At 71.1% G+C, this 25828-nt stretch carries 31 protein-coding genes, 2 tRNA genes and 1 other RNA gene; 20 read left to right on the forward strand and 14 right to left on the reverse strand.

Annotation, left to right across the window (positions count from 1 at the left end):
* Positions 1–17 precede the first annotated feature (17 nt).
* The 3 genes from H5368_RS00380 to gloB are packed head-to-tail and all read right to left on the reverse strand — an operon-like array spanning position 18 to position 2581.
* Positions 18–821: an enoyl-ACP reductase gene (locus H5368_RS00380; RefSeq protein WP_182820448.1), complete on the reverse strand. Its 804-nt coding sequence runs from the start codon at positions 819–821 to the stop codon at positions 18–20.
* A gap of 33 nt (positions 822–854) precedes the next feature.
* A complete protein-coding gene (locus H5368_RS00385; protein WP_182820449.1) occupies positions 855–1817 on the reverse strand; it encodes a lytic transglycosylase domain-containing protein in 963 nt (320 codons plus the stop codon).
* Entirely contained in the window at positions 1814–2581 is a 768-nt protein-coding gene (gloB, locus tag H5368_RS00390) for a hydroxyacylglutathione hydrolase (protein WP_182823612.1), read from the reverse strand. The genes H5368_RS00385 and gloB overlap by 4 nt, the downstream gene beginning before the upstream one ends.
* A 43-nt stretch (positions 2582–2624) precedes the next feature.
* Here gloB and H5368_RS00395 point away from each other — a divergent pair, with 43 nt between their 5' ends.
* The 3 genes from H5368_RS00395 (at position 2625) to dnaQ (ending at position 4555) form a co-directional block, all read left to right on the forward strand.
* Complete coding sequence (locus H5368_RS00395) at positions 2625–3278, forward strand: hypothetical protein (RefSeq protein ID WP_182820450.1); 654 nt, start codon at positions 2625–2627, stop codon at positions 3276–3278.
* Positions 3275–3733: a ribonuclease HI gene (gene rnhA / locus H5368_RS00400; RefSeq protein ID WP_182820451.1), complete on the forward strand. Its 459-nt coding sequence runs from the start codon at positions 3275–3277 to the stop codon at positions 3731–3733. The genes H5368_RS00395 and rnhA overlap by 4 nt, the downstream gene beginning before the upstream one ends.
* A gap of 90 nt (positions 3734–3823) precedes the next feature.
* On the forward strand, positions 3824–4555 hold the full coding sequence (dnaQ, locus tag H5368_RS00405) for a DNA polymerase III subunit epsilon (RefSeq protein ID WP_182820452.1): 732 nt from the start codon (positions 3824–3826) through the stop codon (positions 4553–4555).
* 15 nt (positions 4556–4570) lie between these two features.
* On the opposite strand, the gene H5368_RS00410 is transcribed toward dnaQ, so the two are convergent.
* Both H5368_RS00410 and H5368_RS00415 read right to left on the reverse strand, forming a co-directional pair.
* The gene (locus H5368_RS00410) at positions 4571–5275 is read right to left on the reverse strand and encodes a protein phosphatase 2C domain-containing protein (RefSeq protein ID WP_182820453.1); all 705 of its coding nucleotides are present in this window, start codon (positions 5273–5275) and stop codon (positions 4571–4573) included.
* A gap of 182 nt (positions 5276–5457) precedes the next feature.
* Positions 5458–5548 (reverse strand) — tRNA-Ser (locus H5368_RS00415).
* Positions 5549–5653: 105 nt separating this feature from the next.
* Between H5368_RS00415 and H5368_RS00420 the strand changes: the two genes are divergently transcribed.
* A complete protein-coding gene (locus H5368_RS00420; protein ID WP_182820454.1) occupies positions 5654–6061 on the forward strand; it encodes a DUF6165 family protein in 408 nt (135 codons plus the stop codon).
* On the opposite strand, the gene H5368_RS00425 is transcribed toward H5368_RS00420, so the two are convergent.
* The gene (locus H5368_RS00425; protein ID WP_220486454.1) at positions 6037–7113 is read right to left on the reverse strand and encodes a glycosyltransferase family 9 protein; all 1077 of its coding nucleotides are present in this window, start codon (positions 7111–7113) and stop codon (positions 6037–6039) included. The genes H5368_RS00420 and H5368_RS00425 overlap by 25 nt on opposite strands.
* Before the next feature lie 18 nt (positions 7114–7131).
* Between H5368_RS00425 and H5368_RS00430 the strand changes: the two genes are divergently transcribed.
* The 6 genes from H5368_RS00430 to H5368_RS00455 are packed head-to-tail and all read left to right on the forward strand — an operon-like array spanning position 7132 to position 10857.
* Positions 7132–7893 carry a 3-deoxy-D-manno-octulosonic acid kinase gene (locus tag H5368_RS00430; protein WP_182820455.1) on the forward strand — a complete coding sequence of 254 codons (762 nt, stop codon included), beginning with the start codon at positions 7132–7134 and terminating at the stop codon, positions 7891–7893.
* Complete coding sequence (locus H5368_RS00435) at positions 7893–8651, forward strand: MBL fold metallo-hydrolase (protein WP_182820456.1); 759 nt, start codon at positions 7893–7895, stop codon at positions 8649–8651. Before H5368_RS00430 ends, H5368_RS00435 begins: the two co-directional genes overlap by 1 nt.
* A 35-nt stretch (positions 8652–8686) precedes the next feature.
* On the forward strand, positions 8687–9682 hold the full coding sequence (moaA, locus tag H5368_RS00440; protein ID WP_182823616.1) for a GTP 3',8-cyclase MoaA: 996 nt from the start codon (positions 8687–8689) through the stop codon (positions 9680–9682).
* Between the two features lies 1 nt (position 9683).
* The gene (moaC, locus tag H5368_RS00445; protein WP_182820457.1) at positions 9684–10190 is read left to right on the forward strand and encodes a cyclic pyranopterin monophosphate synthase MoaC; all 507 of its coding nucleotides are present in this window, start codon (positions 9684–9686) and stop codon (positions 10188–10190) included.
* Positions 10187–10432: a MoaD/ThiS family protein gene (locus H5368_RS00450; protein ID WP_182823618.1), complete on the forward strand. Its 246-nt coding sequence runs from the start codon at positions 10187–10189 to the stop codon at positions 10430–10432. Before moaC ends, H5368_RS00450 begins: the two co-directional genes overlap by 4 nt.
* Positions 10429–10857: a molybdenum cofactor biosynthesis protein MoaE gene (locus H5368_RS00455; protein WP_182820458.1), complete on the forward strand. Its 429-nt coding sequence runs from the start codon at positions 10429–10431 to the stop codon at positions 10855–10857. Before H5368_RS00450 ends, H5368_RS00455 begins: the two co-directional genes overlap by 4 nt.
* A gap of 8 nt (positions 10858–10865) precedes the next feature.
* On the opposite strand, the gene ffs is transcribed toward H5368_RS00455, so the two are convergent.
* Together ffs and H5368_RS00465 are read right to left on the reverse strand one after the other, a co-directional pair.
* Positions 10866–10962, reverse strand: an RNA gene (gene ffs / locus H5368_RS00460) — signal recognition particle sRNA small type.
* Positions 10963–11014: 52 nt separating this feature from the next.
* Positions 11015–11107, reverse strand: a tRNA-Ser gene (locus H5368_RS00465).
* A 143-nt stretch (positions 11108–11250) separates the two neighbouring features.
* Between H5368_RS00465 and dnaX the strand changes: the two genes are divergently transcribed.
* The 4 genes from dnaX to H5368_RS00485 all read left to right on the forward strand — a co-directional run bounded on the left by dnaX (position 11251) and on the right by H5368_RS00485 (position 14411).
* Complete coding sequence (gene dnaX, locus H5368_RS00470; RefSeq protein ID WP_182820459.1) at positions 11251–13047, forward strand: DNA polymerase III subunit gamma/tau; 1797 nt, start codon at positions 11251–11253, stop codon at positions 13045–13047.
* Between the two features lies 1 nt (position 13048).
* Positions 13049–13369 carry a YbaB/EbfC family nucleoid-associated protein gene (locus tag H5368_RS00475; RefSeq protein WP_182820460.1) on the forward strand — a complete coding sequence of 107 codons (321 nt, stop codon included), beginning with the start codon at positions 13049–13051 and terminating at the stop codon, positions 13367–13369.
* A 34-nt stretch (positions 13370–13403) separates the two neighbouring features.
* Complete coding sequence (gene recR, locus H5368_RS00480; protein ID WP_182820461.1) at positions 13404–14000, forward strand: recombination mediator RecR; 597 nt, start codon at positions 13404–13406, stop codon at positions 13998–14000.
* A gap of 63 nt (positions 14001–14063) precedes the next feature.
* Positions 14064–14411, forward strand: coding sequence for a histidine triad nucleotide-binding protein (locus H5368_RS00485; protein WP_182820462.1), 348 nt, complete (start codon positions 14064–14066; stop codon positions 14409–14411).
* Between the two features lie 27 nt (positions 14412–14438).
* On the opposite strand, the gene H5368_RS00490 is transcribed toward H5368_RS00485, so the two are convergent.
* The 4 genes from H5368_RS00490 to H5368_RS00505 are packed head-to-tail and all read right to left on the reverse strand — an operon-like array spanning position 14439 to position 18817.
* Positions 14439–14927, reverse strand: coding sequence for a Slp family lipoprotein (locus H5368_RS00490; RefSeq protein ID WP_182820463.1), 489 nt, complete (start codon positions 14925–14927; stop codon positions 14439–14441).
* A gap of 38 nt (positions 14928–14965) precedes the next feature.
* Positions 14966–16912 (reverse strand): DUF3488 and transglutaminase-like domain-containing protein, encoded by a 1947-nt coding sequence (locus H5368_RS00495; RefSeq protein ID WP_255486262.1) that lies wholly within the window; start codon positions 16910–16912, stop codon positions 14966–14968.
* Positions 16905–17888 (reverse strand): DUF58 domain-containing protein, encoded by a 984-nt coding sequence (locus H5368_RS00500; RefSeq protein WP_182820465.1) that lies wholly within the window; start codon positions 17886–17888, stop codon positions 16905–16907. The genes H5368_RS00495 and H5368_RS00500 overlap by 8 nt, the downstream gene beginning before the upstream one ends.
* Positions 17889–17890: 2 nt before the next feature.
* On the reverse strand, positions 17891–18817 hold the full coding sequence (locus H5368_RS00505; RefSeq protein ID WP_182820466.1) for an AAA family ATPase: 927 nt from the start codon (positions 18815–18817) through the stop codon (positions 17891–17893).
* Positions 18818–18890: 73 nt separating this feature from the next.
* Between H5368_RS00505 and H5368_RS00510 the strand changes: the two genes are divergently transcribed.
* Entirely contained in the window at positions 18891–20747 is a 1857-nt protein-coding gene (locus H5368_RS00510) for a glycosyltransferase family 39 protein (RefSeq protein WP_182820467.1), read from the forward strand.
* A 39-nt stretch (positions 20748–20786) separates the two neighbouring features.
* On the opposite strand, the gene H5368_RS00515 is transcribed toward H5368_RS00510, so the two are convergent.
* Together H5368_RS00515 and H5368_RS00520 are read right to left on the reverse strand one after the other, a co-directional pair.
* The gene (locus H5368_RS00515; protein ID WP_182820468.1) at positions 20787–21365 is read right to left on the reverse strand and encodes a Maf family nucleotide pyrophosphatase; all 579 of its coding nucleotides are present in this window, start codon (positions 21363–21365) and stop codon (positions 20787–20789) included.
* A 1-nt stretch (position 21366) separates the two neighbouring features.
* Positions 21367–21729: a hypothetical protein gene (locus tag H5368_RS00520; RefSeq protein WP_182820469.1), complete on the reverse strand. Its 363-nt coding sequence runs from the start codon at positions 21727–21729 to the stop codon at positions 21367–21369.
* A gap of 134 nt (positions 21730–21863) precedes the next feature.
* Here H5368_RS00520 and H5368_RS00525 point away from each other — a divergent pair, with 134 nt between their 5' ends.
* The 5 genes from H5368_RS00525 to fabG all read left to right on the forward strand — a co-directional run bounded on the left by H5368_RS00525 (position 21864) and on the right by fabG (position 25784).
* Positions 21864–22391 (forward strand): YceD family protein, encoded by a 528-nt coding sequence (locus H5368_RS00525; protein WP_182820470.1) that lies wholly within the window; start codon positions 21864–21866, stop codon positions 22389–22391.
* A gap of 27 nt (positions 22392–22418) precedes the next feature.
* Positions 22419–22613, forward strand: coding sequence for a 50S ribosomal protein L32 (gene rpmF, locus H5368_RS00530; RefSeq protein ID WP_182820471.1), 195 nt, complete (start codon positions 22419–22421; stop codon positions 22611–22613).
* Between the two features lie 107 nt (positions 22614–22720).
* Positions 22721–23731 (forward strand): beta-ketoacyl-ACP synthase III, encoded by a 1011-nt coding sequence (locus H5368_RS00535; RefSeq protein WP_182820472.1) that lies wholly within the window; start codon positions 22721–22723, stop codon positions 23729–23731.
* Positions 23732–23952: 221 nt separating this feature from the next.
* Complete coding sequence (gene fabD, locus H5368_RS00540; protein ID WP_182820473.1) at positions 23953–24903, forward strand: ACP S-malonyltransferase; 951 nt, start codon at positions 23953–23955, stop codon at positions 24901–24903.
* 137 nt (positions 24904–25040) lie between these two features.
* Positions 25041–25784 carry a 3-oxoacyl-ACP reductase FabG gene (gene fabG / locus H5368_RS00545; RefSeq protein ID WP_182820474.1) on the forward strand — a complete coding sequence of 248 codons (744 nt, stop codon included), beginning with the start codon at positions 25041–25043 and terminating at the stop codon, positions 25782–25784.
* Positions 25785–25828 lie beyond the last annotated feature (44 nt).

Raw genomic sequence — 25828 nt, forward strand, 5'->3', positions numbered from 1 at the left:
CTGGCGCAGTGTCGCGGTCAGTCGGCCGAAGGCGCGTCTTCCAGCCCGGTCATGCCGACGATGTTGTAGCCGGCATCCACATACGTCACCTCGCCTGTCACGCCCGCCGCCAGGTCCGAACACATGAACGCGGCGACGTTGCCGACGTCCTCGATGGTCACGCTGCGGCGCAGCGGGGTGTAGGCCTCGACATGGCCGAGGATCTTGCGGAACCCGCCGATGCCCGCCGCCGCCAGGGTCTTGATGGGTCCGGCCGAGATCGCGTTGACGCGCGTGCCCTCCGGCCCGAGGTTGAGCGCCAGGTAGCGCACCGTGGCTTCCAGGCTGGCCTTGGCCACGCCCATCACGTTGTAGCTCGGCAGGGTGCGCACCGCGCCCAGGTAGCTCAGGGTCAGCACCGCGCCCTTGCGCCCCTGCATCATCGGGCGCGCGGCCTTGGCCAGCGCCGCCAGCGAATACGCCGAGATGTCATGGGCCGACGCGAAATTCTCGCGGGTCAGGCCGTCGAGGAACTGGCCGGTGATCGCCTCGCGCGGCGCGAACGCGATCGCGTGCACCAGGATGTCCAGGCCGTCCCAGTGCTGGCCGAGGGCAGTGAACAGCGCCTCGATCTGGGCGTCGTCGGCGACATCGAGCGGGTACACGGGCCCGCCACCCAGCCGGCCGGCGACGTCTTCGACGCGCGACTTGAGCTTTTCGTTCTGGTAGGTGAAGGCGAGCTCGGCGCCCTCGCGGTGCATGGCCTCGGCGATGCCGTTGGCGATGGAGCGCTGGCTGGCGATGCCGGTGATGAGTGCGCGCTTGCCCTGCAGGAATCCCATGGTGTGGTTGGACCCGATGTTGTGCGGAAGCGCCTAGTTTGCCACGGCCCCCCGGGGTGCGGTCGCGGCCGCGGCCGGGACCAGTACGTGCACGCCGCCCGCACGGCTCGAGCCCTGTGGAGCGAAGGCGGGATTCAGGCGTTTCAGGCGCGCCGCGTCGAGACCCTGGCGGGCGGCGAAGGCGTCCAGGCTGGCCGCGTCGGCGGGCAGTTCGATCGCGACCAGGCGCGCCACCGGACGGTCCAGTGCTTCGCGGAAGTCGCGCTGGCGCCCGGCCTCGACCATCAGGCACGACAGCGCGTGCAGCTTGACCACATAGGCGCGGGTGATGCCGGACAGGCTCTCGAGTGCTTCCGGCCGGGCGTTGGCGGCGCGCATGTCGTGGCGCTTGAGCGCACCCAGCACGCGGTATTCGCCGGCGTTGAACGCCATCACCGCAAGCCGCCAGTCGCCGGCAAACATGCCATGCAGGGTCTTCAGGTAACGCACCGCGGCGCGGGTCGCCTCGACCGGCGACAGGCGGCCGTCGAAGCCCGGTCGCATCGGGATCCTGTGGTTGCGCGCGGTGAGGGCGATGAACTGCCACAGGCCGGCGGGGCCGCTGGCACTGCGCGCGCCGGGACGGTAGCCGCTTTCGACGAACGGGATGAGCGCGTATTCGGTGGGCAGGTGCGCTTGGCGCAGCGCATCCACGACATAGCCGAACAGCGGCAGCACCTCGCTGTCGACGGCCGCCAGCTGCGCCGGTACGTGCGCGAAGTGCGACTCCCAGCGCGGGCTCGCGTCTTCGCAGGCTGGCTGGCCGAGGCCGCCGACGAACGCCTCGTAGATGTCGACGCCGGTATGCGCGTCGGGCTTGCCGCTGGCCGGCACCGCCAGCTGCACGGTCGGCGCCGCCTGCGTGCCCGCGGTTGGCGATTGGGCGTCTGCGGGCAACGCTGCCAACAGCAGCACGCCCAACAGCAGCGTGGCTGCGCAGCCTGAAGCGCGCGTCATGCGCGGAAACCGTCCTTCCAGCGCCGCAGTGCGGCGAAGGTCGCGACCCGATCGAGATCCCCGCGACCTTCATGGGCCGCGACGGCGGCGCGGACGGCGGGCGCGTCGACGCGCAGGAACGGGTTGCAGGCGCGCTCGCTGGCGAGCGTGACGGGAAGGGTGGGCTGTCCGGCCTGGCGCATGGCGGTCACCTCATCGATGCGACGCTCAAGCGCCGGATTGTCCGGGTCGACGGCCTTCGCGAAGGCGGCATTCGACTGCGTGTACTCGTGGCCGCAACACACCAGGCTTTCGCCCGGCAGTGCGGACAGCCGATCGAGGGAAGCGAGCATCTGCCCGGGTGACCCCTCGAACAGGCGGCCGCAGCCGAGACTGAAGAGTGTGTCCCCGCAAAACAAGTGGCCGTGGCCGTGGAATGCGATGTGGCTCACGGTATGGCCAGGCACGGCGATCACATCGAAGCCGTGCCCACCGGCCTCGACCCGGTCGCCGCCGCCCACCCGGGAGCAGGCAAAGGGGATGCGCTCGTCCGCCGGCGCATACACCGCCAGGCCGGGCCAACGTTGCAGGAGCTCGGGCACGCCGCCCACGTGGTCATCGTGGTGATGGGTCAGCAGGACCGCCGTTGGCCGCAGCCCGGCATCGGCCGCGGCAAGGACCGGGCCCGCCTGGCCGGGGTCGACCACCAGCGCGCCCGCGCCGGCGAGGTCCGGCAGCATCCAGATGTAGTTGTCGGCGAAGGCGGGCAGGGCAAGCGACTGCATGGGACCGGGGACCTTGTCGGGCGGGGCGTCTAGAATGGCGACCATGCCCCTGCCTCTCCGGACCGGTCAACCCGCTCCCGCCATCCTGTGGTTCGCCAGCACGCCGGGCCGCGCCCTGCTGCAGAGCGAACAATCCGCCGTCGAACGTGCGCTCGCGGAGCGCCCGGCGCAGCCTTGGCTGTGGCTGGCGCCGCTGCCGCCGCTCCGGCCCGCCGGCCGGCGCGGGCTGGCGCTGTCGCCCTGTGGTGATGGCTGGCGGGGCGAGGTGAGCTGCAGCCTGCCGCTGCCGCTGCCCAGCGAGGCGTTCGGCACGGTGGTTGTGCAGCATGTCGCCACGCTCGACGACGGTGGCCGCGCGCTGCTCGAGGAGGCTGCGCGCATCCTGGTGCCCGGGGGCCGGCTGGTGATGTTCCTGCTCAATCCGCTGTCGCCCTACCGCTGGCACTGGCTCGGCCACGGCCTGCGCGCATCCGAACCCCTGGTGTGGCGGCGGCGACTGCGCGCCGCAGGCCTGCAACCGGATGCGGTGTCCGATGGCATCGGTCCGCGCTGGCGGACCGAGGGCGACCTGCGCGAGCAAAGCGGTGCCGGATTCCGCGCCGCGTACCTCGTCCGCGCCGAGAAGCGCGCCATGCCCTTGACCCCGGTCCGCCAGGCACGCGTCCTGGCGATGCCGCAGGGAGCGAGCGCGGCATGAAGTCGATCGAGGTGCATACCGACGGGGCCTGCCTCGGCAATCCCGGCCCCGGAGGCTGGGCGGCCCTGCTGCGCTACGGTGCGCGCGAGCGTGTCCTCGCGGGCGGCGAAGCGCTGACCACCAACAACCGCATGGAGCTGATGGCGGCCATCGTGGCGCTGGAGACGCTGACCGAGGCCTGCGAGGTCACCCTCCACACCGACTCGCAGTACGTGCGCCAGGGCATCACCGAGTGGATGAAGAACTGGGTGCGCCGCGGCTGGAAGACCTCCGGCGGCGATCCGGTGAAGAACCGCGACCTGTGGGAGCGCCTGCACGCCGCCACCGGCCGCCACAGCATCGACTGGCGCTGGGTGAAGGGTCACTCCGGCGACCCCGACAACGAGCGCGTCGATGTGCTGGCACGCGATGAAGCAGTGAAGTTCAAGGCCGCCGCCGCCGCCGCGCTGCGCTGACCCGCACACGCTAAGCGCCACGCCCCACGCCCCACGCCCCGCGCCCCACGCCCCACGCCCCACCCCCCACCCCAATCCGCCCGGGAAGCCATGCGCCAGATCGTCCTCGATACCGAAACCACAGGCCTGGAATGGCGCAAGGGCAACCGCGTGGTCGAGATCGGCTGCGTCGAACTTGTCGAGCGCCGGCCCACCGGGCGCACCTGGCAGCAGTACATCCACCCCGGGCGCGAGTTCGAGCCCGGGGCGCAGGAAGTCACCGGGCTGACCCTGGAATTCCTGGCCGACAAGCCGAAGTTCGCGGCGATCGTCGACGAGTTCCTGGCGTTCATCGACGGCGCCGAGCTGGTGATCCACAACGCCGCGTTCGACCTCGGCTTCCTCGACCACGAGCTGTCGCTGCTCGGTGACGGCTATGGCCGCATCCGCGATCGGGCGGCGGTGCTGGACTCGCTGGAAATGGCGCGCCAGCGGTTCCCGGGCCAACGCAATTCACTCGATGCGCTGTGCAGGCGCCTGGGTGTCGACAATTCGCATCGCCAACTGCACGGCGCGTTGCTCGATGCGCAACTGCTGGCCGAAGCCTACCTGGCGATGACCGCGGGCCAGACCGAACTCGGCCTGGCCGGATCGGACACGGACCCGCAGCAGGTGGCGATGATGCGCATGCCGCCGGCGGCGAGCGATGCGCCGCGGCCGCGGGTGGCGGTGGGCATGACGGACATGGCTGCGCACGAGGCGCGGCTGGCCACGATCCGCAAGCGCGCCGGGCGGGCGGTCTGGGACGTCGAAGACGAGTTGGCGGAGCACGCGACGGCCTGACGCCGCCGCACCGGGTCAGTGGCGGCGCACCAGCACCACGGTGACGTTGTCCGAGCCGCCGCCGTCGAGCGCCGCGGCCACCAGGCCGTCCACGCACTCCTGGGCGCTGCATTCGGTGTGCGCCAGCACGCGGGCGATGCCGTTGTCGTCGACTTCCTCGGTCAGGCCGTCGCTGCACAGCAGCAGCTGCATGCCCGGCGAGAGTTCGCCCGACATGGTCTCGACGTTGAGCGCCTGCGGGTCGGTCACGCCCAGCGCCTGGGTCACCACGTTGCGGTGCGGATGGCTGCGCGCCTGGTCGATGCTGATCGCGCCCTGGCTGATCAGTTCCTGGACATAGCTGTGGTCCTGCGACAGCTGCGCCAGCTTGCCTTCGTGCCAGACGTAGACGCGGCTGTCGCCGACCCAGGCGACTTCGAAGCGGTTGCCGGTGATCCGCGCCGCGACCACGGTGGTGCCCATGGGCAAGGCGTCCTGGCGCTTGCGCGACGCGCTGATGATTTCCTCGTCGGCGATGCGGATCGCCTGCGGCAGGGGCGTGCCCTGGCGGGTCTCGCGCACGATCGCCTCGCGGGCGAGCGCGCTGGCGACCTCGCCGTACTCGTGGCCACCCATGCCGTCGGCAACCAGCCAGAGCCCGAGCTCGCTGTCGCCGTAGTACGTGTCTTCGTTCAGCTCGCGCCGCAAGCCGACATGGGTGAGATGGCCGAATTCGATCATGCGCGGGCCGATTCGGCTCCGGGGGTGGCTGTCAGGAAGAACGGCGTGGAAGCGCGGAACAGGTCAGCGGGCATGCAGTGTGATGCGGCGTGGTGGTGGAGGGATGATGGCACACGGCAATGTGTGGAACTTCGAACGCCGCCAGATACGCAAAAACCCCCTTGCGGGGGCTCTTGCGTATCTGGCGGAGAGGGGGGGATTCGAACCCCCGAGGCGCTATAAACGCCTGCCTGATTTCGAGTCAGGTACATTCAACCGCTCTGCCACCTCTCCGGTTCCCGACCGCGAGGGCCGGGGGCGCAATGATACGGGTCACCGGCGGGGGCCACAAGACGAACGCGTACACTGGCCGTCCCTGACGTCCGTAGCCAGAGACCCATGTCCGAAATTTCCGTGCCCGTCTCGTTCGGCGAGCTGCTCGACAAGATCGCCATCCTGCAGATCAAGTCCGAACGCATGACCGATCCGGCCAAGCTGGCCAACGTGCGCAACGAGCTGTCGGCGCTGGAAAAGACCTGGATGGCGCACCCGGCCGCCGGTGGCGACATCGTGCGCCTGCGGGCCGAGCTCAAGGCGGTGAACGAGCGCCTGTGGGTGATCGAGGACGACATCCGCCTCAAGGAAAAGGCCCAGGCCTTCGACGAGGAGTTCATCGCCCTCGCGCGCAGCGTCTACGTGCAGAACGACGTGCGCGCGCGGATCAAGAAGGACATCAACCTCGCGCTCGGCTCGAGCTACGTCGAGGAAAAGTCGTACGAGGATTACAGCCCGGGCGTGCCTGGCTGACGCAGGTCGGCGCGGCGACGCTCGAACGCGCTGATCGCGTCGTCGACGGTCACCAGGTCCATGACGCCGTCCGCCTCGATCTTGGTACCCCAGGCCAGCTCCGCGGCGGGCTTGCCGAGGTATCTCCGCGCCGCGTCGTCGTAGCGGTCGGCGCAGTAGCGGATGTCGGAATAGGGACCGCTGCGCCGCGGGTCGGTGGCGGCGTGCAGGCCCAGCACCTTGGCGCCCATGGCATTTGCGATGTGCATGGGGCCCGAGTCGGGGGTCATGACCAGGTCGGCGCGGGCCAGCAGCGCGGGCAGCTGCTTCAGCGTGTCCCTGCCGATCAGGTCCAGTGCCGGCGCCCGCATCGCGGACAGGATGGCGTCGCCTGTGTCGCGTTCCAGCGTACTGCGGCCGCCGCAGAGGACGACCCGCCAGCCGCGCTGCGCGGCATGGTCGGCCACGGCGGCGTAACGGTCGGCGCGCCAGTTGCGGCGTGCATGGCTGGAGCAGGGCGAGATGACCAGCGTCGGCGCCGCGTCGCGCGGCCATTGCGCCTGGGCCCAGGCGTGCGCTTCATCGGGCACCGGCAGCCGCCATTCAACCTTGCCGCGGGTCACGCCCAGCGGCTCGCTGAAGCTGCCAAGCACATCCAGCACGTGCGGGCCGGCGGCTCCGCGGATGCGTTCATTGACAAACAGGCCATGCAGTTCCTTCGATCGCGCGCGGTCGTAACCGATGCGCCGCCGCGCGTGCACGCCTGTCGACAGGAGGTTGGCGCGCAGCGCGAGCTGCATCAGCAGCAGCGCGTCGAACCGGCGCCCGGCGAGTTCACGACGCAGCGCGCGCATTCCGTGCAGTCCGGTCTTCTTGTCGTAGACCACGAACTCCACGCCGGGAAGGCCTTCGAGCAGGCGCTGCTCGCCCTTGCCGATGATCCAGGCCAGCTCCACGCCGGGCCAGGCAGCCTGCAGACAGTGCACCAGCGGCAGCACGTGGGTCACGTCGCCCAGCGCAGACAGGCGCAGCAGGCAGATCGAGCGGGGCGATGCAGGCGGGAGGGCTGGCAAGCTTGTTAGACTCGGTTGATGGCCATTTTCGATGCCACCGAGAGCCTGACGCCGTTCCGCGCCGGACCCCGGGAACGTGGCGTCGGGTCGATTCTGTTCGACCAGACGCAGCTGCGGCAAGCCGACCCGCGCTGGTTCGACCCCGAAGCCTGGGGTGCGCGTGCCACGCCGGTGTCGGGCAGCGGTCGCGGTGGCGCCTGGTTCATCGACGGTGCCAGCCACGGTCCCTGCGTATTGCGCCACTACCTGCGTGGCGGGATGGCCGCGGCGGTCAGCCGTGACCGCCACCTGTGGCGCGGCGTCGACCGCGTGCGCAGCTTTGCCGAGTTCCGGCTGCTGCGCGAGCTCAAGCGACGCGGCCTGCCGGTGCCGCAGCCGATCGCGGCCGCGTACCTGCGCGAAGGCATGTGGTATCGCGCATCGATCCTGATGACGCGCCTGATGGACGTGCAGTCGCTTGGGGCGCTGGCGGCGCAGCAGCAAGGCGACGCGCCCTGGGAGGCGGCCGGCGACCTGATTGCGCGCTTCCATCGTGAAGGCCTCGACCATGCCGATCTCAATGCGCACAACATCCTGTTCAACGACACAGGGCAGGGCTGGGTGATCGACCTCGACCGCTCGCGCATGACCATACCGGCCACCGCCTGGCGCTCGCGCAACCTGGCGCGCCTGGAGCGGTCGCTGCTCAAATTGCGCGGCGAACGCAGCGAGGAGGCGGTGCGCGCGGACTTCGCCCGCCTGCGCGCCGTCTATGACAAGCGCTGGGCGCGGGGCATCTGATGGCCTGGTCGCTGCGGTTCCAGGGTGTCGGCAACGCGTCGGCGGTGGCGCTGGGTTCGCCTATGGCCACGCTGGAGCGCGACGGCGCACCGTGGCTTGCGATCGACTGCGGCGCCGAAGGCCTCACCGCATACCTGGCGCATTACGGCGCGCCGCCGCCCGCGTTGTTCGTCACCCACGTGCACCTCGACCACGTGGCGGGGTTCGAACGGCTGTTCGTGGCCAACTATTTCGATCCCGCGCGGCGCGGGCGCACGCCGGTGTATGTCCCGGTCGACGTGCTGCCGCTGCTGCACCGGCGCATCGCCGAATACCCCAACGCGCTGGCCGAGGGTGGCGCCAACTTCTGGGATGCGTTCCGCGTGGTGCCGGTGGGCGATGCGTTCTGGCACGACGGCGTGCGGCTGGAGACATTCGAGGTCCGCCACCACTGGCCGCGCAGCGCCTACGGGCTGCGCCTGCGCGGCAGCCTGGCGTGGAGCGGCGACACGCGGCCGATCCCGGAGGTGCTCGCCACCATGGCCGGCGAGGGCGAACTGGTGGCCCACGACTGCGGCCTGCACGGCAACCCCTCTCACAGCGGCATCGCCGACCTCGAACGCGAATATCCGCGCGAACTGCTCGCGCGCTGCGTGCTCTACCACTACGCCAGCGCGGCCGATGGCGACGCCATGCGCGCCCGCGGCCATCGCGTCGCAGGCCCGGGCGAGGTGCTGGCATTGGCTGATCCGCTGCCGCATCCGGCACTGTCGCCGTGAACGCCCTGTTGCAGCCGCAGGCCCTGCTGCCGGCGATGCCCGCCGATCGCCTCGGGCGGCCGCTGCGCGAGCTGCGCCTGTCGGTGATCGACGCCTGCAACTTCCGCTGCGGCTACTGCATGCCGGCCGAGCGCATCGCAGATGACCACGGGCTCGACAGCGCATCGCGCCTGTCGTTCGATGAAATCGAGACCCTGGTGCGCGGCTTCGCGCGGCTGGGCGTGCACAAGCTGCGCATCACCGGTGGCGAGCCGCTGCTGCGCCGCGACCTTCCGGCGCTGGTGGCGCGCCTGGCGCAGGTGCCGGGCATCGACGACCTGGCGCTGACCACCAATGGCTCGCTGCTCGCCCGGCATGCGCACGCACTGCGCGCCGCCGGGCTGCAGAGGATCACGGTCAGCCTGGACGCGCTCGACCCGGCGCTGTTCCGCATGCTGAGCGGAGGTCGCGGCGAGGTGGCCGACGTGCTCGAAGGCATCGCCGCGGCGGAAGCCGCCGGCTTCGGCAGCCTCAAGCTCAACTGCGTCGTGCAGCGCGGGGTCAACGAGGGCGAGGTGGAGGCGCTGGCCGCGCGTTTCCGCGGCACGCCGCACGTGCTGCGCTTCATCGAGTTCATGGACGTCGGCACCTGCAACGACTGGCAGCCCGCGCGCGTCGTGCCGTCAGCCGAACTGCACGCGCGGCTGCACGCGCGCTGGCCGCTGCGCGCGCTGGACGCGCAGTACCGCGGCGAAGTCGCCGTGCGCCATGCCTGGGCCGACGGCGCCGGCGAGATCGGCTTCGTCAGCGCCATCAGCGCGCCGTTCTGCGGCGACTGCCATCGCGCGCGGGTGTCGGCGGATGGCCATCTGTACACCTGCCTGTTCGCCGCGGACGGGCACGCGCTGCGCCCGCTGCTTGCCGGCGGCGAAGCCGCGCTTGCCGGACATGTCGGCGGCCTGTGGGTGCGGCGCGCGGCCCGCTACAGCGAGCAGCGCGGCAGCCCGGCTGCGACGCGGCGCCACGTCGAAATGTTCCTCGTCGGTGGCTGAGATGATGCGCAGCGCCAAGGGCCTCACCCACATCGACGCCGAAGGCCGCCCGGGCATGGTGGACGTCTCCGCCAAGGCGGTTACCGCGCGCGTGGCGATCGCCGGCTGCCGGGTGCGCTTTCCGGCGGCGGTGGCGGCGCAGCTGCGCGCCGACGGCCTGCGCAGCGCGAAGGGCGGCATCGTCGATACCGCGATCATCGCCGGCACGATGGCGGTCAAGCGCACCCACGAGCTGATCCCGTTCTGCCACCCCTTGCCGATCGACGGCATCCGCATCGCCATCGACTGGCACGGCGAACGCGAGCTGGCGATCGAGTGCGCGGTGAAGACGGTGCACCGCACCGGCGTGGAGATGGAGGCGCTGACCGGTGCCACCATCGCGGCGCTGACCGTCTACGACATGTGCAAGGCGCTCTCGCACGCGATCGTGATCGGCCCCGCGCGCCTGCTCGGCAAGCGCGGCGGGCGCCGCGACGTTGGCCGTGGCACGGCGCCGGGCGCGCGCTGATGGCCCGCGTCACGCTGCTCTACTTCGCCAGCCTGCGCGATGCCGCGGGCGTCGGCCGCGAAGAAGTCGACAGCCAGGCCGTGGACCTGCGCGCGCTTTACGTTGAGACGCAGGCGCGGCACGGTTTTGTCCTGCCAGTCGATCGCCTGCGGGTGGCCGTGGACGGCGAGTTCGCGAGGTGGAATGAAGCGCCGCTTGCCGGCAGCGAGGTCGCGTTCATCCCACCGGTGTCGGGCGGATGAGCGCCGGCGCGCGGTTCGCGATCGCCGACGCGCCGTTCGCGGTCGCGCCGCTGCGCGACGCGCTGCGCGACGCCCGTGCCGGGGCGTTTGCAAGCTTCGAAGGCTGGGTGCGCAACCACCACGCCGACCGCGCGGTCGCCGGCCTGCGCTACGAGTGCTATCGCGCCCTGGCCGAAACCGAAGGCAAGCGCATTCTTGACGAAGCGGAAGCGCGCTTCGCCATCACCGGCGTGCGCTGCGTGCACCGCGTCGGCGACCTTGCGATAGGCGAGCTGGCGGTGTGGGTGGGCGTGGCGGCGGCGCACCGCGACGCGGCATTCGACGCGTGTCGTTACGTGATCGACGAGGTCAAGGCGCGGGTGCCGATCTGGAAGCACGAATGCTACGCCGACGGCGCTGCCGACTGGCTGCATCCGGGGTCCTGAAGGAGGCAACCCCGCCGGCTGACCTCGGCGCCCGCGTCGATCGATACCGTTGCTGCCTTCCGGCCCTGGCGGGGTTTTCGACCTAGCGTCGCGAGGGGCCGACGGGGCCACCACGGAAACCTGCGAACGCGTGCGATGCCTGGCACGCGCCTGAAACTGGCGGAGAGAGGGGGATTCGAACCCCCGAAGCGCGGTTTAGACGCTTACACACTTTCCAGGCGTGCTCCTTCAACCACTCGGACACCTCTCCGCACCTGGCCCGTGCTTCACGCCTGTCCATGGAATGGGGGCTCGGGGGCGGCAAGTCTAGCCGCCAGCCCGCGCGCGGACAAGGAAAACCGCTCGCGCGCCCGGCACCGCGGCCGCGCCGGATGCGCATGGCAGAATGGCGGCATGTCCTACCTTGTCCTCGCCCGCAAGTGGCGCCCGAAGCGGTTCGCCGAACTCGTCGGCCAGGAGCACGTGGTCCGTGCGCTCACCAACGCGCTCGATTCCGGCCGTGTCCACCACGCGTTCCTGTTCACCGGCACCCGCGGCGTGGGCAAGACCACCATCGCGCGGATCTTCGCCAAGAGCCTGAACTGCGAGCACGGCGCGTCCAGTGATCCCTGCGGCACGTGCGAGACCTGCCAGGCAATCGATGCCGGCCGCTACATCGACCTGCTGGAAATCGACGCCGCCTCCAACACCGGCGTCGACAACGTCCGCGACCTGATCGAGAACGCGCAGTACATGCCGTCGCGGGGGCGCTACAAGGTGTACCTGATCGACGAGGTGCACATGCTCACCAAGCAGGCGTTCAACGCCCTGCTGAAGACGCTCGAGGAGCCGCCGGAGCACGTCAAGTTCCTGTTCGCCACCACCGACCCGCAGAAGCTGCTGGTGACGGTGCTGTCGCGCTGCCTGCAGTTCAACCTCAAGCGGCTGGACGAGGCCCAGATCGGCGGCCAGATCGACAGGATCCTCGCCGCCGAAGGCATCGCCGCCGAGCCCGGCGCGGTACGCCAACTGGCGCGCGCCGCCGACGGCAGCCTGCGCGACGGCCTGTCGCTGCTCGACCAGGCGATCGCCTACACCGGCGCCGGCGAAGGCCGCGGCAGCCTCACCGACGACGCCGTCGCGACGATGCTCGGCACGGTCGACCGCACCCGCGTGGCGACGCTGCTGGCCGCGCTGGCCACAGGTGACGGCGCCGCGCTGATGGCCGAGATCGAAGTGCTGGCAGGCTATTCGCCGGACTGGGCCGGCGTGCTCGAGGCGCTGGCCGCGGCGCTGCACCGCATCCAGGTGCGCCAGCTGGTGCCGGGCAGCGAGGTCGAGGGCGAAGGTGTCGACGTCGAGGCGCTGGCGGCCGCGCTGCGCCCGGAGCTGGTGCAGCTCTGGTACCAGATGGCGGTTTCGGGCCGGCGCGACATCGGCATGGCGCCCAGCACCCGCGCGGGCTTCGAGATGAGCCTGCTGCGCATGCTGGCGTTCCGGCCCGGCGAGGGCGGGACGACGGCATCGGGAAGCGAGGCCCCCGGCATGCGTGCCAGCGGCGTGTCCGCCGCTGCAGCCGCACGCGCCGCGCTCGGGGCGGCCGCGCCGTCCGCGCAGGGTGCATCGCCTCCGGTGACAGCGTCCCCACGGGAGCTGCCGCCGACGGTCGCGGGTGGCGGCACGGAGGCACCACCCGCCCGCGTCGCGCCCGTAGCGCCCGTCGCCACAGCTGTTCCCGCACCTGCACCTGCGAGCGCAGCCGCACCCGCACGCGCAGCAGCCCCCGCACGACCCGCGCCGACACCCACCATCGACCACGACCAGTGGCCGGATCTCGTCGCCAGCCTGGGTCTGCGCGGGCCGGTGCGCGAACTGGCGGCCAGTTCGGCCTTCGTGGGCCACGAACAGGACGTGCTGCGCCTGTCTTTGCCCGCGGCAGATGAACACCTGCGCGCGCCGTTCCTCGTGCAGCAGCTTGCAGACGCGCTTGGCGCGCGCTGGGGCAGCCCCCCGCAGATCCGCTTCGAGGCGGCCGCGGGTGCCGCTGCCGGCGAAACCCTGCATGCGCGCAACGAGCGCGTGCGCGACGAGCGCCAGGGCGTCGCCGAGGCCACCTTCCTCAACGATCCGGACGTGCAGCGGCTGATGTCGCAACACGGCGCGCGGCTCGTCCCCGATTCGATCCGCCCCCTAGAAGACCAGGAGCACTGACATGCGTGGAAACATCGCCCAGCTGATGCAGCAGGCGCAGAAGATGCAGGAGAACCTGCAGAAGGCCCAGGAAGAACTCGCCAGTGTCGAAGTCACCGGCAGCGCCGGTGGCGGCATGGTGGAAGTCACCCTCACCGGCCGCAAGGAGTGCCGCAAGGTACGCATCGACCCCAGCGTGCTGTCCGATCCGGAAATGGCCGAGGACCTGATCGCCGCGGCGTTCAACGATGCCAGCAACAAGGTCGACGCCGAGTCGCAGTCGCGCATGGGCGCGGCGACCGCGGGCATGGCGCTGCCGCCCGGCATGAAGATGCCGTTCTGACCACGCACGACGTCCCGACCCGCGCCTGCCGCCGATGAGCGCACCGTTGCTCGAACAGCTGGTCGAGGCATTCCGCGTGCTGCCAGGCGTCGGCCCAAAGACCGCGCAGCGCATGGCCTACCACGTGCTCGAACGCGGCCGCGACGGCGGACGCCGGCTTGCCGCGGTGCTCGCCGAGGCGGTGGAGCGCATCGGTCATTGCAGCCGCTGCCGCGACTTCAGCGAACAACCGCTCTGCGCGACCTGCGCCAGCGCCGCGCGCGACGTGCAGCTGCTGTGCGCGGTGGAATCACCGGCCGACCGGCTGGCGATCGAACAGGCCACCGGCTACCGCGGCCTGTACTTCGTGCTGCAGGGCCGGTTGAGTCCGCTCGACGGCATCGGCCCGCGCGAGCTCGGCCTGGAGCAGCTGGGCGCGCGCCTCGCCGAAGGCGAGGTGCAGGAACTGATCATCGCCACCAACCCGACGGTGGAAGGCGAAGCCACCGCGCACTACCTGGCGCAGCTGGCGCGCCAGCACGGCGTGCGCCCGAGCCGGCTTGCGCACGGCCTGCCGCTGGGCGGCGAGCTGGAGTACGTGGACCGCGGCACGCTGTCGCACGCGTTCGGGTCGCGCAGCGAAGCCGGCTGAGCGGAGCGCCTGCGGGCTTCGGGCTACGATGCCCGCATCCATCCGGCATGCAGGGCCCGCGCCATGTCCACCATCTTCCACAAGATCATCAACCGCGAGATCCCCGCGGACATCGTCTACGAAGACGAACACCTGCTCGCGTTCCGCGACATCGCACCGCAGGCGCCGGTGCACGTGCTGTTCGTGCCCAAGGTCGACGTGGCCACGCTCAACGACCTGCCGCGCGGACAACCCGAACTCGTGGGTCGTCTGGCGCTCGCCGCGGCGGACTACGCGCGGCGCGAAGGCTTTGCCGAGGACGGCTACCGGATCGTCGTCAACTGCAATGGCGACGGTGGCCAGACGGTGTTCCAGCTGCACCTGCACCTGCTGGCCGGCGCGCCACTCGGGCGCTTCGGCACGACGCTCTGAGCGCGCCTGCCCGCCCGCGCCGGGCGCTTACCAGTAGCCCCACCACGGCCACGGCGCCGGGCGGGTGATCACGTTGATGTGGTCGCGCCGGGGCCACAGGTAGACCACGTCGGCTGCGACCTGCGGGAAGCGGTAGTCGTAGCCGCCGATCTTGCGGGTCTCGTAGCCGCTGATGCGACCGGTGAAGGTGACATCGCGGTTGCGCTCGAACACCGCCGGGTCGTAGAAGCCGGGGCGGCAGGCGATGAACCGGCCCCCGGTATCGTCGCCTCCCCAGTACGGCCGCCCATAGTGGTCGAGCCGTGCCGACACCATTTCAAAGCAGGTGCTGTCGGGGCGGGGTTCGACCTGGACGATGCGTCCGCCCCAGCGCACCACGGCACCGGTGGCCTGCTGGGCGGCGGCGTCGCGCGGGGAGAGCGGGTTGAACTCGCCCTGCAGCGGGCGAGGCTGCGATGATGCGCAGGCCGCAAGCAGCAGGGCGGCGGCGATGGCGATGAAGGGGCGGATGCTCATGCGGATCTCCGGCATTGCCTGGGGTTGCAGGTGGGGTGTCAGGGGCGATGCGCGCGCAGGTCGTGGACCAGCGTGCGGCCGTCGCCGCCACGATCGCGAGCGTAGCGCCATTCCGCGAAACGCGCGGTGAGCGCGACCAGTGCGGTGGACTGCTGCCGCAGGGCCAGGACCCGCGCGGTCCAGGCGTCGGCGGTCTCGTGCGGCCGGCGCCCGAGGCCGAGGCGCCCGTAGCGCGCGCCCAGCCGGTGCCATGCGCGCAACACCGGGTCACGCTCGCGTTCGCCGCGCGCGACCAGCCACAGCATCGCCGCCAGCGCGGCACCGCCGATCAGCGCGAACAGCGCCACCAGCTGGCTGCTGCCGAGGTCGCCGCCACCCAGCGAGCGCAGCATGCGCTGCTGGCGTGCGGCGTCGAAGCCGAGCACCAGGTCGTTCCAGCCGCGGCGCAGCCAGTCGCCCATGTCGTACATCGGCGCCAGCGCCTGCAACCCGCCCGCGCCTCCCGACGCGCGGTCGGCGAGGGTGTCGTAGATGCGTTCGGGTGCGACCGCGGCGGTCGGATCCACGCGCACCCAGCCGCGCCCGGGCAGCCAGACCTCGGCCCAGGCGTGCGCGTCGGAGCGGCGCACGATCCAGTAGCCGCCGAAGGGATTGCGGTAGCCGCCGGTGTAGCCGGTGACCACGCGCGCGGGGATTCCCGAGGCGCGCATCAGCACCACGAATGCCGAGCTGAAGTGTTCGCAGAAGCCCTGCTTCTGGTCGAACAGGAATTCATCGACCGCGTGCCGGCCCGGCAGCGGCGTGGTCAGCGTGTAGCCGAACTCGGCGCGGATCCAGGCGAGGGCACGCTCCACGATCACCGCGTCGTTGCCGCTGCCGGCCTGCGTGCGCCACTCCCGCGCCAGTGCCATGGTGCGCGGGTTGTAGCCATCCGGCAGCCGCAGCGCGGCGGCGCGCAGGGTGCCGCGCAGGTCGGGCTCGAAGGCCACCGGTGCGGCCGAGGTCATCCGCCAGCGCGTGGTGGCCGACAGCGTCCGGTCGGTGCGCAACATGTGGTCGATCGACGCCTGGGCGCCTTCCGGCACGGCCATGGGCAGTTCGAGCGCGACGAGTTGCCGGCGGTCGGTCGGTTCGACCTCGAGGTCGTAGATGTAACGCCGCGGCCCATGGGTGACCGCTGCGGCCGGCAGGCCGCGGAACCAGGGCGAGGTGGTCCATTCGCGGCCGTCGTAGTTCCACAGCACCGGCCCGCGCCAGTACATCTCCGACGTCGGCGGGGCAGCGCCGTCGAAGGTGACGCGCAGCGCCACGCTGTCGTCGTTCATGAGGTCGAGCCACCCGCCCGGCGCCATGGTGTCCGACAGCCCCGGTCGCGCGATGACGCGTTCCGGCACGCCCCACAGCGGCGTGGCCATGCGCGGGAACAGCCAGAATGCCGCGAGCGCCAGCGGCAGGCCGATGGCCACCAGGCGCAGCACCCGTGCCAGGCGCGGCGCGGGCGCCAGCACCTCGGGTTCGCCGCTCTCCATTTCCGACAGGCGCAGCAGCGCGGCCAGCACCAGCACCGCGGCCACCAGGCCAAGCAGCAGCGACAGCGGTCCCTGGTCGAGCAGGAAGGTCGCGAACGGGGCGAACAGCGCGAAGCCGAGCAGGCTGCGTGCATCGCGCAGCGTGGCCAGTTCCATGGGTTTCAGCGCCAGCATCGCCGCCAGCAGCGCGCAGCCGGTGTCGCGGCCGAACGCAAAGCGCGCGTTGGCGACCACCAGCGCCACCACCGCCAGCGACAGCACCATGCGCAACGCGGCCGGCAACGGGCGACGCCAGGAGGCGGCGGTGGCGACGATGCCGGTCAGTGCAAGCCCGAGCGCGAGCGTGCCCGGCAGCTGCAGCAGCAGCGGCAGCAGGCAGGCGGCCGCGGCCGCGAGCGACCAGCCGCGCGCCTGCGCGTCGAGCGGCGTGCTGCGTGACGGCTTGCGCCTAGCCAAGGCTGCCGTGCTCCGAGCCGGTGGCCGGCGGCAGCAGCGCCAGCGCGCGCAGGCAGGCATGCCGATGCGCGGCGCCGCGTGCCGGGCCGATCGCTGGCTGCTGCGCGAGCTGCAGGCGCCAGCGACGGCCTTCGCGTTCGGCCTGGTCCACCCAGCGCGCCAGCCGCGCGATGCGCGCCTCGTAGGCCAGCGGTGCCAGCGCCAGCCAGTCCAGCACTACGTCGGCACCCTGCGGCTGTTCGTATTCGCGCACCAGCAGCGTGTCGCGGCGCGCCGACGGCTTCCAGGCAATGGCGCGACGCGCGTCGCCACGCCGGTAGGCGCGCAGGTGGTGGACGTCGTCGCCAGCCGGCTGCATGCGCGCCCGGGCATTGTCGCCACGGCCGTGGGGCAGCGGCGGGCCTTCGGCTTCCGGACGCGGATAGACCAGCAGGTCGTCTGCGGGCCACGCATAGGCCCACGCGCGCGCAAGGCCCAAGGGACGCGTGGTCGAGATCCGCAGGCGACCCGGTTGCAGCCATCCGCGCCGCTGCGTGGCCAGCGCCAGCCGCACCTCGCCGGCGCCGTCGCGCAGGGACAGCACGGCGGAGGCGTCACCCGCATCGACGCGCAGGCCGCGCCGCGTGCGCTGCGGATCGGCGCGCGCGTGCACGCGCAGCAGCAACGGCGCGCCCGCGGGTACAGGCTCGGCGTCCACCGCCACGATGCGCAGGCCCGACAGCTGCAGATGCGCCGCCAGCAGGCTGGTGTTGCCCGCGCCGGCCAGCAGCAGGGCCAGCAGCAGCGCCGGATTGTTGTTGTAGTTGAGCGCGCCGAGCAGCATCACCACCACCAGCGCGCCGAAAAAGGCGCCGAACGCGGTGGGCAGCACGTAGATGCGACGGCGGTCGAACGCGACCGGGAGCACTTCCGGGCGACGCGGGCGCGCCAGCCCCTCGAGGCGTGCGCGCAGCCCGGCCAGGCGCCGCTCCGCCATCCTCAATCGACCGCGACGGCGTGCAGGATCGCCTGCGCCAGCGTGGTGTCGTCGCCGGCGTCGACATCGGCCACCAGGCGGTGCGCGGCCACGGCGGCGAACAGATGTTGCACGTCGTCGGGCAGCACGTGCCCGCGGCCAAGCAGCAGGGCGTGCGCGCGCGCCGCGCGCAGCAGCGCGATGCCGGCACGCGGCGACAGGCCGACGCGCACGCCGGCATGGTGGCGGCTGCGCGCCAGCAGTGCCTGCACGTAGCGCACCAGCGCGTCGCTGGCGTGCACCGCGCCCGCGGCTTTGCGCAGCCGCAGCACGTCGTCGTCGCCGAGCATCGGCATGGCCTGCGCGATCAGCGTGCGGCGGTCGGCGCCGGCGAGCAGCGCGCGCTCGGCGGCTTCGTCCGGATAGCCCAGGTCCAGGCGCAGCAGGAAACGGTCGAGCTGCGAGTCGGGCAGGGGGTAGGTGCCGGCGAGGTCCACCGGGTTCTGGGTGGCGATCACGAAAAACGGCTGCGGCAGGGCATGCGTGGTGCCGTCCACGGTGACCTGGTGCTCGGCCATGGCCTCGAGCAGCGCGCTCTGCGTGCGTGGCGGCGCGCGGTTGATCTCGTCGGCCAGCAGCACCTGGGTGAACACCGGGCCCGGGTGGAAGCTGAAACTGCGCGCCTGGGCGTCATACACCGACACGCCGACGATGTCGGAAGGCAGCAGGTCGGAGGTGAACTGCACGCGCTGGAAGCCGAGGCCCAGCGTGGCCGCCATGGCGTGCGCCAGCGTGGTCTTGCCCAGGCCTGGCAGGTCCTCGATCAGCAGGTGGCCGTCGGCGAGCAGGGCGGTGAACGCAAGGCGCACCGCCTGCTCCTTGCCCAGCACCAGGGAATTCACCTGCGCCTGTGCATCTTTCAGGGCCTGGCGCAGGGCGTCGGTTAGCATGGCGTGGCTCACATGGTGTGCAGTCATGCCCGGTTGCCGGGCGGATGATCGAGTCTAACGAGGTCGCTGGCGGATGCGGAAACCGATCGACGCGCGCGTGGTCTTCATCGCGCTGTGGTGCACCCTGCTGCTGGTCAAGGCGGCGATCGCCGTGCGCCTGCCGCTGTTCGTCGACGAGGCCTTCTACTGGCAGGAGAGCCGCCACCTGGCGTGGGCGTACTCGGACCTGCCGGGGCTTACGGCATGGATGATCCGCATCGGCGGCATGGTGTTCGGCGACGGCGTGCTGGCGCTGCGCATGCCGTTCCTGCTGGTCGCCTCGGCGCTGCCGTGGCTGGTGGTGCGCATCGCCGCGCGCGAGTTCGGCGAAGCGCGCGCCTGGGTCGCGGGCATCGCCGCTCTTCTGTTGCCGCTGGCCGGCAGCCTCGGCCTCATGGCGCTGCCGGACACGGCGATGGCGCTGGCGACGCTGCTGTGCCTGGACGCGGGCACGCGCATGCTGCGCGGCGTCGGCTATGGCGTGGTGCTGCAGTTCGCGCTGGGCCTGGCGATCGGTGCGCTCAGCCATTACCGCTTCGCCGCGGTGGTGGGCGTGGGCTTCGTCGCGCTCATGCTGCTGCCGCAGGGCCGCCAGGTGCTGCGCGACCCGCGCGTGTGGATCGCGATCGCGTTCGGCGCGGCGGCGTGGACGCCGCTGCTGGCCTGGAACTTCGAGAACGCCGAAGCGGGCCTGCGCTTCCAGCTGGTCGACCGGCATCCATGGTCGTGGCACCCGGACGGGCTCTGGTTCATCGCGATCCAGTCGCTGCTGGCCACGCCGCTGCTGTTCATCGCACTGCTGCTCGCCGGCGTGCGCTACTCGCGTGACGACAGCGAGCCGGTGCGCTTCCTTGCCCTGTGCGGGCTGTTGCTGGTGATCGGGTTCTTCGTGCTGGGATTCTTCGCCGATACCGAGCGCGTCAGCTTCCATTGGCCGCTGCCGGGGCTGCTCGCGTTGCTGCCGCTGCTGCCGGCGGCCCTGGCGCGCTGGCGGCCATGGCTGCGCGTGGCGACCTGGGTGGTGGCCGCGTGCGGCCTGGTCGCGGTGCTCGGCTATTACGTGCTGGTCTCGATGCCGGCGCTGCGCGCGCAGACCGCCACGCTGAAGTGGTATCCGTCGAACTTCGCCGGCTGGAACGAGCTGGCCGTGGCGGTGCGCGAGCAACGCGCCGCCATGCCGGCGGGGACGCGACTGGTCGCCGACAACTTCAAGGTCGGCGCGGAACTCGGCTTCGCGCTCGACAATCCGCGCATCGAAGTGCTGGAACATCCGGTCAACCGCGACCACGGGCGCGCGCCCCAGCTGCGGTTGTGGGGCCTGGAGGCGAGCGGGGCGGTCGATCGCGGCGTGGATCCGGTGCTGCTGGTCGTGGCCGCGAGCGAAGTGGAATACAAGCACCTGCTGCTGCGCTACCACGCGCTGTGCCGGCGCTTCGGGCCGCTGCCGCCGCCGCGCGTGGTCAACGTCGACCACGGGCGCACGCGGTTCCTGCTGTTCGCGCTCGGCCCACGTGCCGAGGCCATGCCCGAAGGCGGCTGCACGCTGCCGGCGATGGCCTGGCTCGACAGCCCGGCATCCGATGCCCGCGTCGACGACCACGTCGCGGTGGCGGGATGGGCGTTCAAGGACGGCGTGGGCATCGACCGCGTCGAGGTCACGCTCGACGGCACGGTGGTGGCGACCGCGCAATACGGGCTGGAGCGGCCGCATGTCGCCGGCTACTGGTCGATCTCCACCGATGTCGCGCATCCGGCCGTCGGTTTCCAGGCCGATGTGATGCTGCCGCCGGGCCTGCAGGGCGCACACTGGCTCGGCCTGCGCCTGCATGGCAAGGACGGCAGTGTCGAGGACTGGCCCGAACAGCGCATCGTGGTGGGGAACAGCGACTGAGGTGCCGCGCGCGCCACCGCGCCGCGGCCGCCGCCACGCTCAGGGCAGGATGCAGCCGGCCGCGCGCAACAGGCGCGCGGTCGCAATCAGCGGCAGGCCGACCAGCGCCGTCGGATCGGTGCTGTCGATGGCTTCGAACAGCGTGATGCCGTAGCCCTCGCACTTGAAGCTGCCGGCGCAGTCCCAGGGCTGCTCGGCATCGACATAGCGCGTGATCGCGGCGATGTCGAGCGCGCGCAGGCGCACGCGCGTGGTATCGCTCTCGGCATGCACGGCGCCGCCTGCCGCCACGGCCACGGCGGTATGGAAGACGACTTCGCGCGACGCCATCCCGAGCAGCTGGGCGATCGCGGCGTCGCGCCCGCCGGCCTTGCCGATGGGCCGGCCGTCAAGCTCGGCCACCTGGTCGGAGCCGACCACGCACGCATCCGGATGCGTCGCAGCGACCGCCGCGGCCTTGGCGCAGGCCAGGCGCATGGCCAGGAGGGCGGGCGATTCGCCGGGGCGTGGCGTCTCGTCGACCTCGGGGCGGACGGATTCGAAGGGCAGCCGCAGCCGCGCCAGCAGTTCGCGGCGATACGGTGAAGTGGACGCGAGCACGACGGCAGGCGCGGGCATGTCAGTGCAGCGGCGCGCGCGCGCGCTCGATCCGCGACAGCTCCCGCTCGATGCGGCTGCGCGCGGTGTCGATGGAGTCGCGCACGGTGGCCAACTCGGCCAGCGAGGCGCGTGCGCCGTGTTGCTGCAGCCACAGGCGCTGGCGCAGCATTTCCTGCATGGCGGCGCGCACCGGATCGACGGCGTCGCCGGCGACCGCCTCGAATTCGGCGCGCGCGGTGCGCAGGCGCGATTCCAGGGCGTCGGCGGCGTCGAGGACACCGGTCATGGCGCGGCGGCGCCGGCCGATGCCGGCCTGGCGCAGCAGCAGCCACAGGCCCGCGGCCAGTGACGCGAGTACAATCAGCAGCGGCGTCAGGGACACGCGGGAGCCCTCGGTGGTGGGCCCGCAGTCTGCCCGTTGCGGCCCGGCGCGGGCAAATCGCCCCCGTACGCGCGGATCTGGCCGCGATCCGCGGTTTGACAGGGCAGGGACCGAGGCCTAACATTCTCCGGCTTATGTCTGCAGACGTGCCCGAGGTATTGGACGCTTGGCGCATGGTCGCGGCCCGGCGCGAGTTTGCTGGCCGCCTGCCGCTGTCCGCGCTTGCGCGGTTGGCCGACACGCTGGTCGATGCCGAAGGGGACGTTTCCTTCAGCCTCGGCTTCGATCGTGACGAGTTGCAGGTGCCTTTCGTGGAATTGAGGATCGACGCGGAGTTGCCGCTGCTTTGCCAGCGCACCCTGCAGCGGTTCCTGTTCCCGGTGTCGCTGGTGCAGCGGCTTGGCCTGCTGCGTGCGAGCGATGACGAGAGCGAGAGCGAGGCTGCCGAAGCCGCGTTGCCGGAGGGGTACGAAGCCCTGCTGGTGGCCGACGACGGTCTCGTGCGCCCCGCGGAGCTGGTCGAGGACGAGCTGATCCTGGCCGTGCCGGTGGTGCCAATGGCACCCGGTTCGGAAAGCGTCGAGCGCGACTGGCCGGTCTCGGAAGATGAAGAACAAAGTGCCAACCCGTTCGCGGCGTTGGCTGACCTGAAAAAGAATTGACAACCCGGTTTCGTTTGGAGCACACCCATGGCCGTACAGAAGTCCCGCGTTTCCCCCTCCCGCCGTGGCATGCGCCGTGCGCATGACGCGCTGAGCGCCAAGCAGCTGTCCACCGACCCGACGTCGGGCGAGACCCACCTGCGCCACCATGTCACCCCGGACGGTTTCTACCGCGGGCGCCAGGTCGTGCAGCCGAAGGTCAAGATCGCCGACGAGGATTGACCTCTCCGCCCGTCGCGCTGCGTCGGGCAGGCCCATCGCGCGTGCGCCCCGCGCCGCGCGATCCGCCGGCATTGCCGGCGCTGGAACCAACGAGGTCGATCCACCAGATGAGCGAGTCCGCAATTCCCGCGACGGCGCCCGCGCCGCGCATCTACGCGCGCATCGCGGGTACCGGCAGCTACCTGCCGGCCAAGGTGCTGACCAACGCCGACCTGGCCGAGTTCGTCGATACCAGTGATGAGTGGATCGCCAGCCGCACCGGCATCCGCCAGCGGCATATCGCCGCCGAGGGCGAGACCACCGGCGACCTCGCCTACCACGCGGCCGTGCGTGCGATGGAAGCCGCCGGCGTCGACGCTTCCGAACTCGACCTGATCATCCTCGGCACCACCACGCCGGACATCATCTTCCCGTCCACCGCCTGCCTTGTGCAGCACCGCCTGGGTGCCAACGGCTGCCCGGCGTTCGACGTCAACGCGGCCTGCTCGGGGTTCGTCTATGCGCTGAGCGTGGCCGAGAAGTTCATCACCTCCGGCGCCGCGAAGACCGCGCTTGTGATCGGTGCCGAAACCCTTACCCGCATGGTCGACTGGAGCGAGCGCACCACCTGCGTGCTGTTCGGCGACGGCGCCGGCGCGGTGGTGCTCAAGGCCGATGCCGAGACCGGCATCCTCAGTACCCACCTGCACGCCGACGGCGGCAAGAAGGAGCTGCTCTGGAACCCGGTGGGCGTGTCCGTGGGCTTCAAGGAAAACGAGAAGAACGCCGGCTTGCGCATCAACATGGCGGGCAGCGAGGTGTTCAAGGCCGCGGTCAAGGCGCTGGACGCGATCGTCGAAGAAACCCTCGAGGCCAATGGGGTCGACCGCCATGACATCGACTGGCTGATCCCGCACCAGGCCAACCTGCGCATCATCGAAGCCACGGCCAAGCGGCTGGACATGCCGATGGAGCGGGTGATCGTCACCGTCGACAGACACGGCAACACGTCCTCGGGCTCGGTGCCGCTGGCACTGGACGAGGCGGTGCGCTCCGGCAGGGTGCAGCGCGGCCAACTGGTGCTGCTGGAAGCCTTTGGCGGCGGATTCACCTGGGGCTCGGCGCTGCTGCGCTACTGAGCCGCGCCACATCCCGCGAGGCCAGGGCCGCGATCTTCGCGGCCCTTTCCGTTCTTGCGTGCCTGGAAAGAGCTTCTTGTGCCACGGATTAGGCGGATGACGCGGATCCGGACCAGGCAGGTGAGGGATGGCGGTCGCGCAGCCGGGTCAGTACGGGCGGGTACAGACGGACCGGGGCGTTCACGCTTATCATCCCCCGGCTTTTGAATCGGACCGTACGCTTGACCGCATCCCAGCTTGCTTTCGTGTTTCCAGGACAGGGCTCACAGGCCCCCGGCATGCTCGCCGGCCTCGCCGCGCGCGGCACCGTGGTGCGCGACGCGTTTGCCGAAGCTTCGGACGGCGCCGGCGTCGATCTCTGGGCGCTGGCGCAGGATGCCGACGACAGCTCGCTCAACCACACGGAATTCACCCAGCCCGCGCTGCTGGCGGCGGGTATCGCCGTGTGGCGCGCGTGGCAGGCGCAGGGTGGCGAAGCGCCGACGCTGCTTGCCGGCCACAGCCTGGGCGAATACGCCGCGCTGGTCGCCGCGGGCGCGCTGTCGCTGGCGGACGGCGCGAAGCTCGTGCGCCTGCGTGGCCAGTTGATGCAGGACGCGGCACCCGCCGGCACCGGCGCGATGGCGGCCGTGATCGGTGCCGACGACGCGCTGGTGCAGGACACCTGCGTCGAGGCTTCAGGCGAGGCCGGCGTGGTGGTGCCGGCCAACTTCAACTCGCCGGGGCAGATCGTCATCGGCGGGCATGCGGCCGCGGTGGACCGCGCGCTGGAACTGCTTGCGGCCAAGGGCGTGCGCAAGGTGGTGAAGCTGGCCGTCAGCGTGCCGTCGCATACGCCGCTGATGCGCGAAGCCGCCAACCGCCTGTCCGAAGCCATGTCCGGACTGGCGTGGAGCGCCCCGGCATTGCCCGTGGTGCAGAACGTCGACGCCGAGGTGCATGACGGCGTGCAGGCGATCCGCGACGCGCTGGTGCGCCAGCTGTACCTGCCGGTGCAATGGACCTCCTGCGTCCAGGCGCTGGCCGGCCGCGGCGTCACCCGCGTCGGCGAATGCGGCCCCGGCAAGGTCCTCACCGGACTGGCCAGGCGCATCGACAAGTCACTGGACGCGCGCGCGCTCGGTACCCCGGACGACTTTGATGCCGCCTTGGCGGAATGGAAGAAAAGCTGATTCCTTTGCCACGGATCTGCGCGGATGAACGCGGATAGGGCAAAGACGAAGCCGTGTCTTGTCTGCGAATGCTTGATCCGCGTTCATTCGCGTCAATCCGTGGCAAAAAACGCTCTTACTGATACAGGCAACGACGTATGACACAGGAATTGAAGGGCGAGGTCGCGCTGGTGACCGGCGCGAGCCGCGGCATCGGCGCGGCGATCGCCGACCAGCTGGCCGCCATGGGCGCCACGGTCGTCGGCACCGCGACCAGCGAGGCGGGCGCGCAGGCGATCGCCGCGCGCTTGGCGGAGCAAGGCGGCCAAGGCCGCGTGCTGGACGTGTCGGTTCCGGGTGACATCGAGGCGCTGGTCGATTCGATCGCCAAGGAGGTCGGCGCGATCTCGATCCTGGTGAACAATGCCGGCATCACCCGCGACAACCTGCTGATGCGCATGAAGGACGAGGACTGGCAGGCCATCCTCGACACCAACCTCACCAGCGTCTACCGCGCCTCGAAAGCCGTGATGCGCGCGATGATGAAGGCGCGCCGCGGCCGCATCATCAACATCGCCTCGGTGGTCGGGGTGACCGGCAACGCCGGGCAGGCCAACTACGCCGCCGCCAAGGCCGGGGTGATCGCGTTCAGCAAGTCGCTGGCGAAGGAGATCGGCAGCCGCGGCGTGACCGTGAACGTGGTCGCGCCGGGCTTCATCGCCACCGACATGACCCGCGACCTGCCTGAAGCGTCCAAGGAAGCCCTGGTCGGCCAGATCGCACTGGGTCGCCTGGGCGAGGCGGCCGATATCGCCCGTGCGGTCGCATTCCTGGCCGGGCCGGGCGCAAGCTATATCACCGGCGAAACCCTGCACGTCAATGGCGGCATGTACATGCCGTGACACCGCGCAACGTCCCACCCGTTTCCCTTACACTATCCACCGCA

Origin of the sequence: Luteimonas sp. MC1782 (assembly GCF_014164605.1) — a bacterium.
GTDB lineage: Bacteria > Pseudomonadota > Gammaproteobacteria > Xanthomonadales > Xanthomonadaceae > Luteimonas.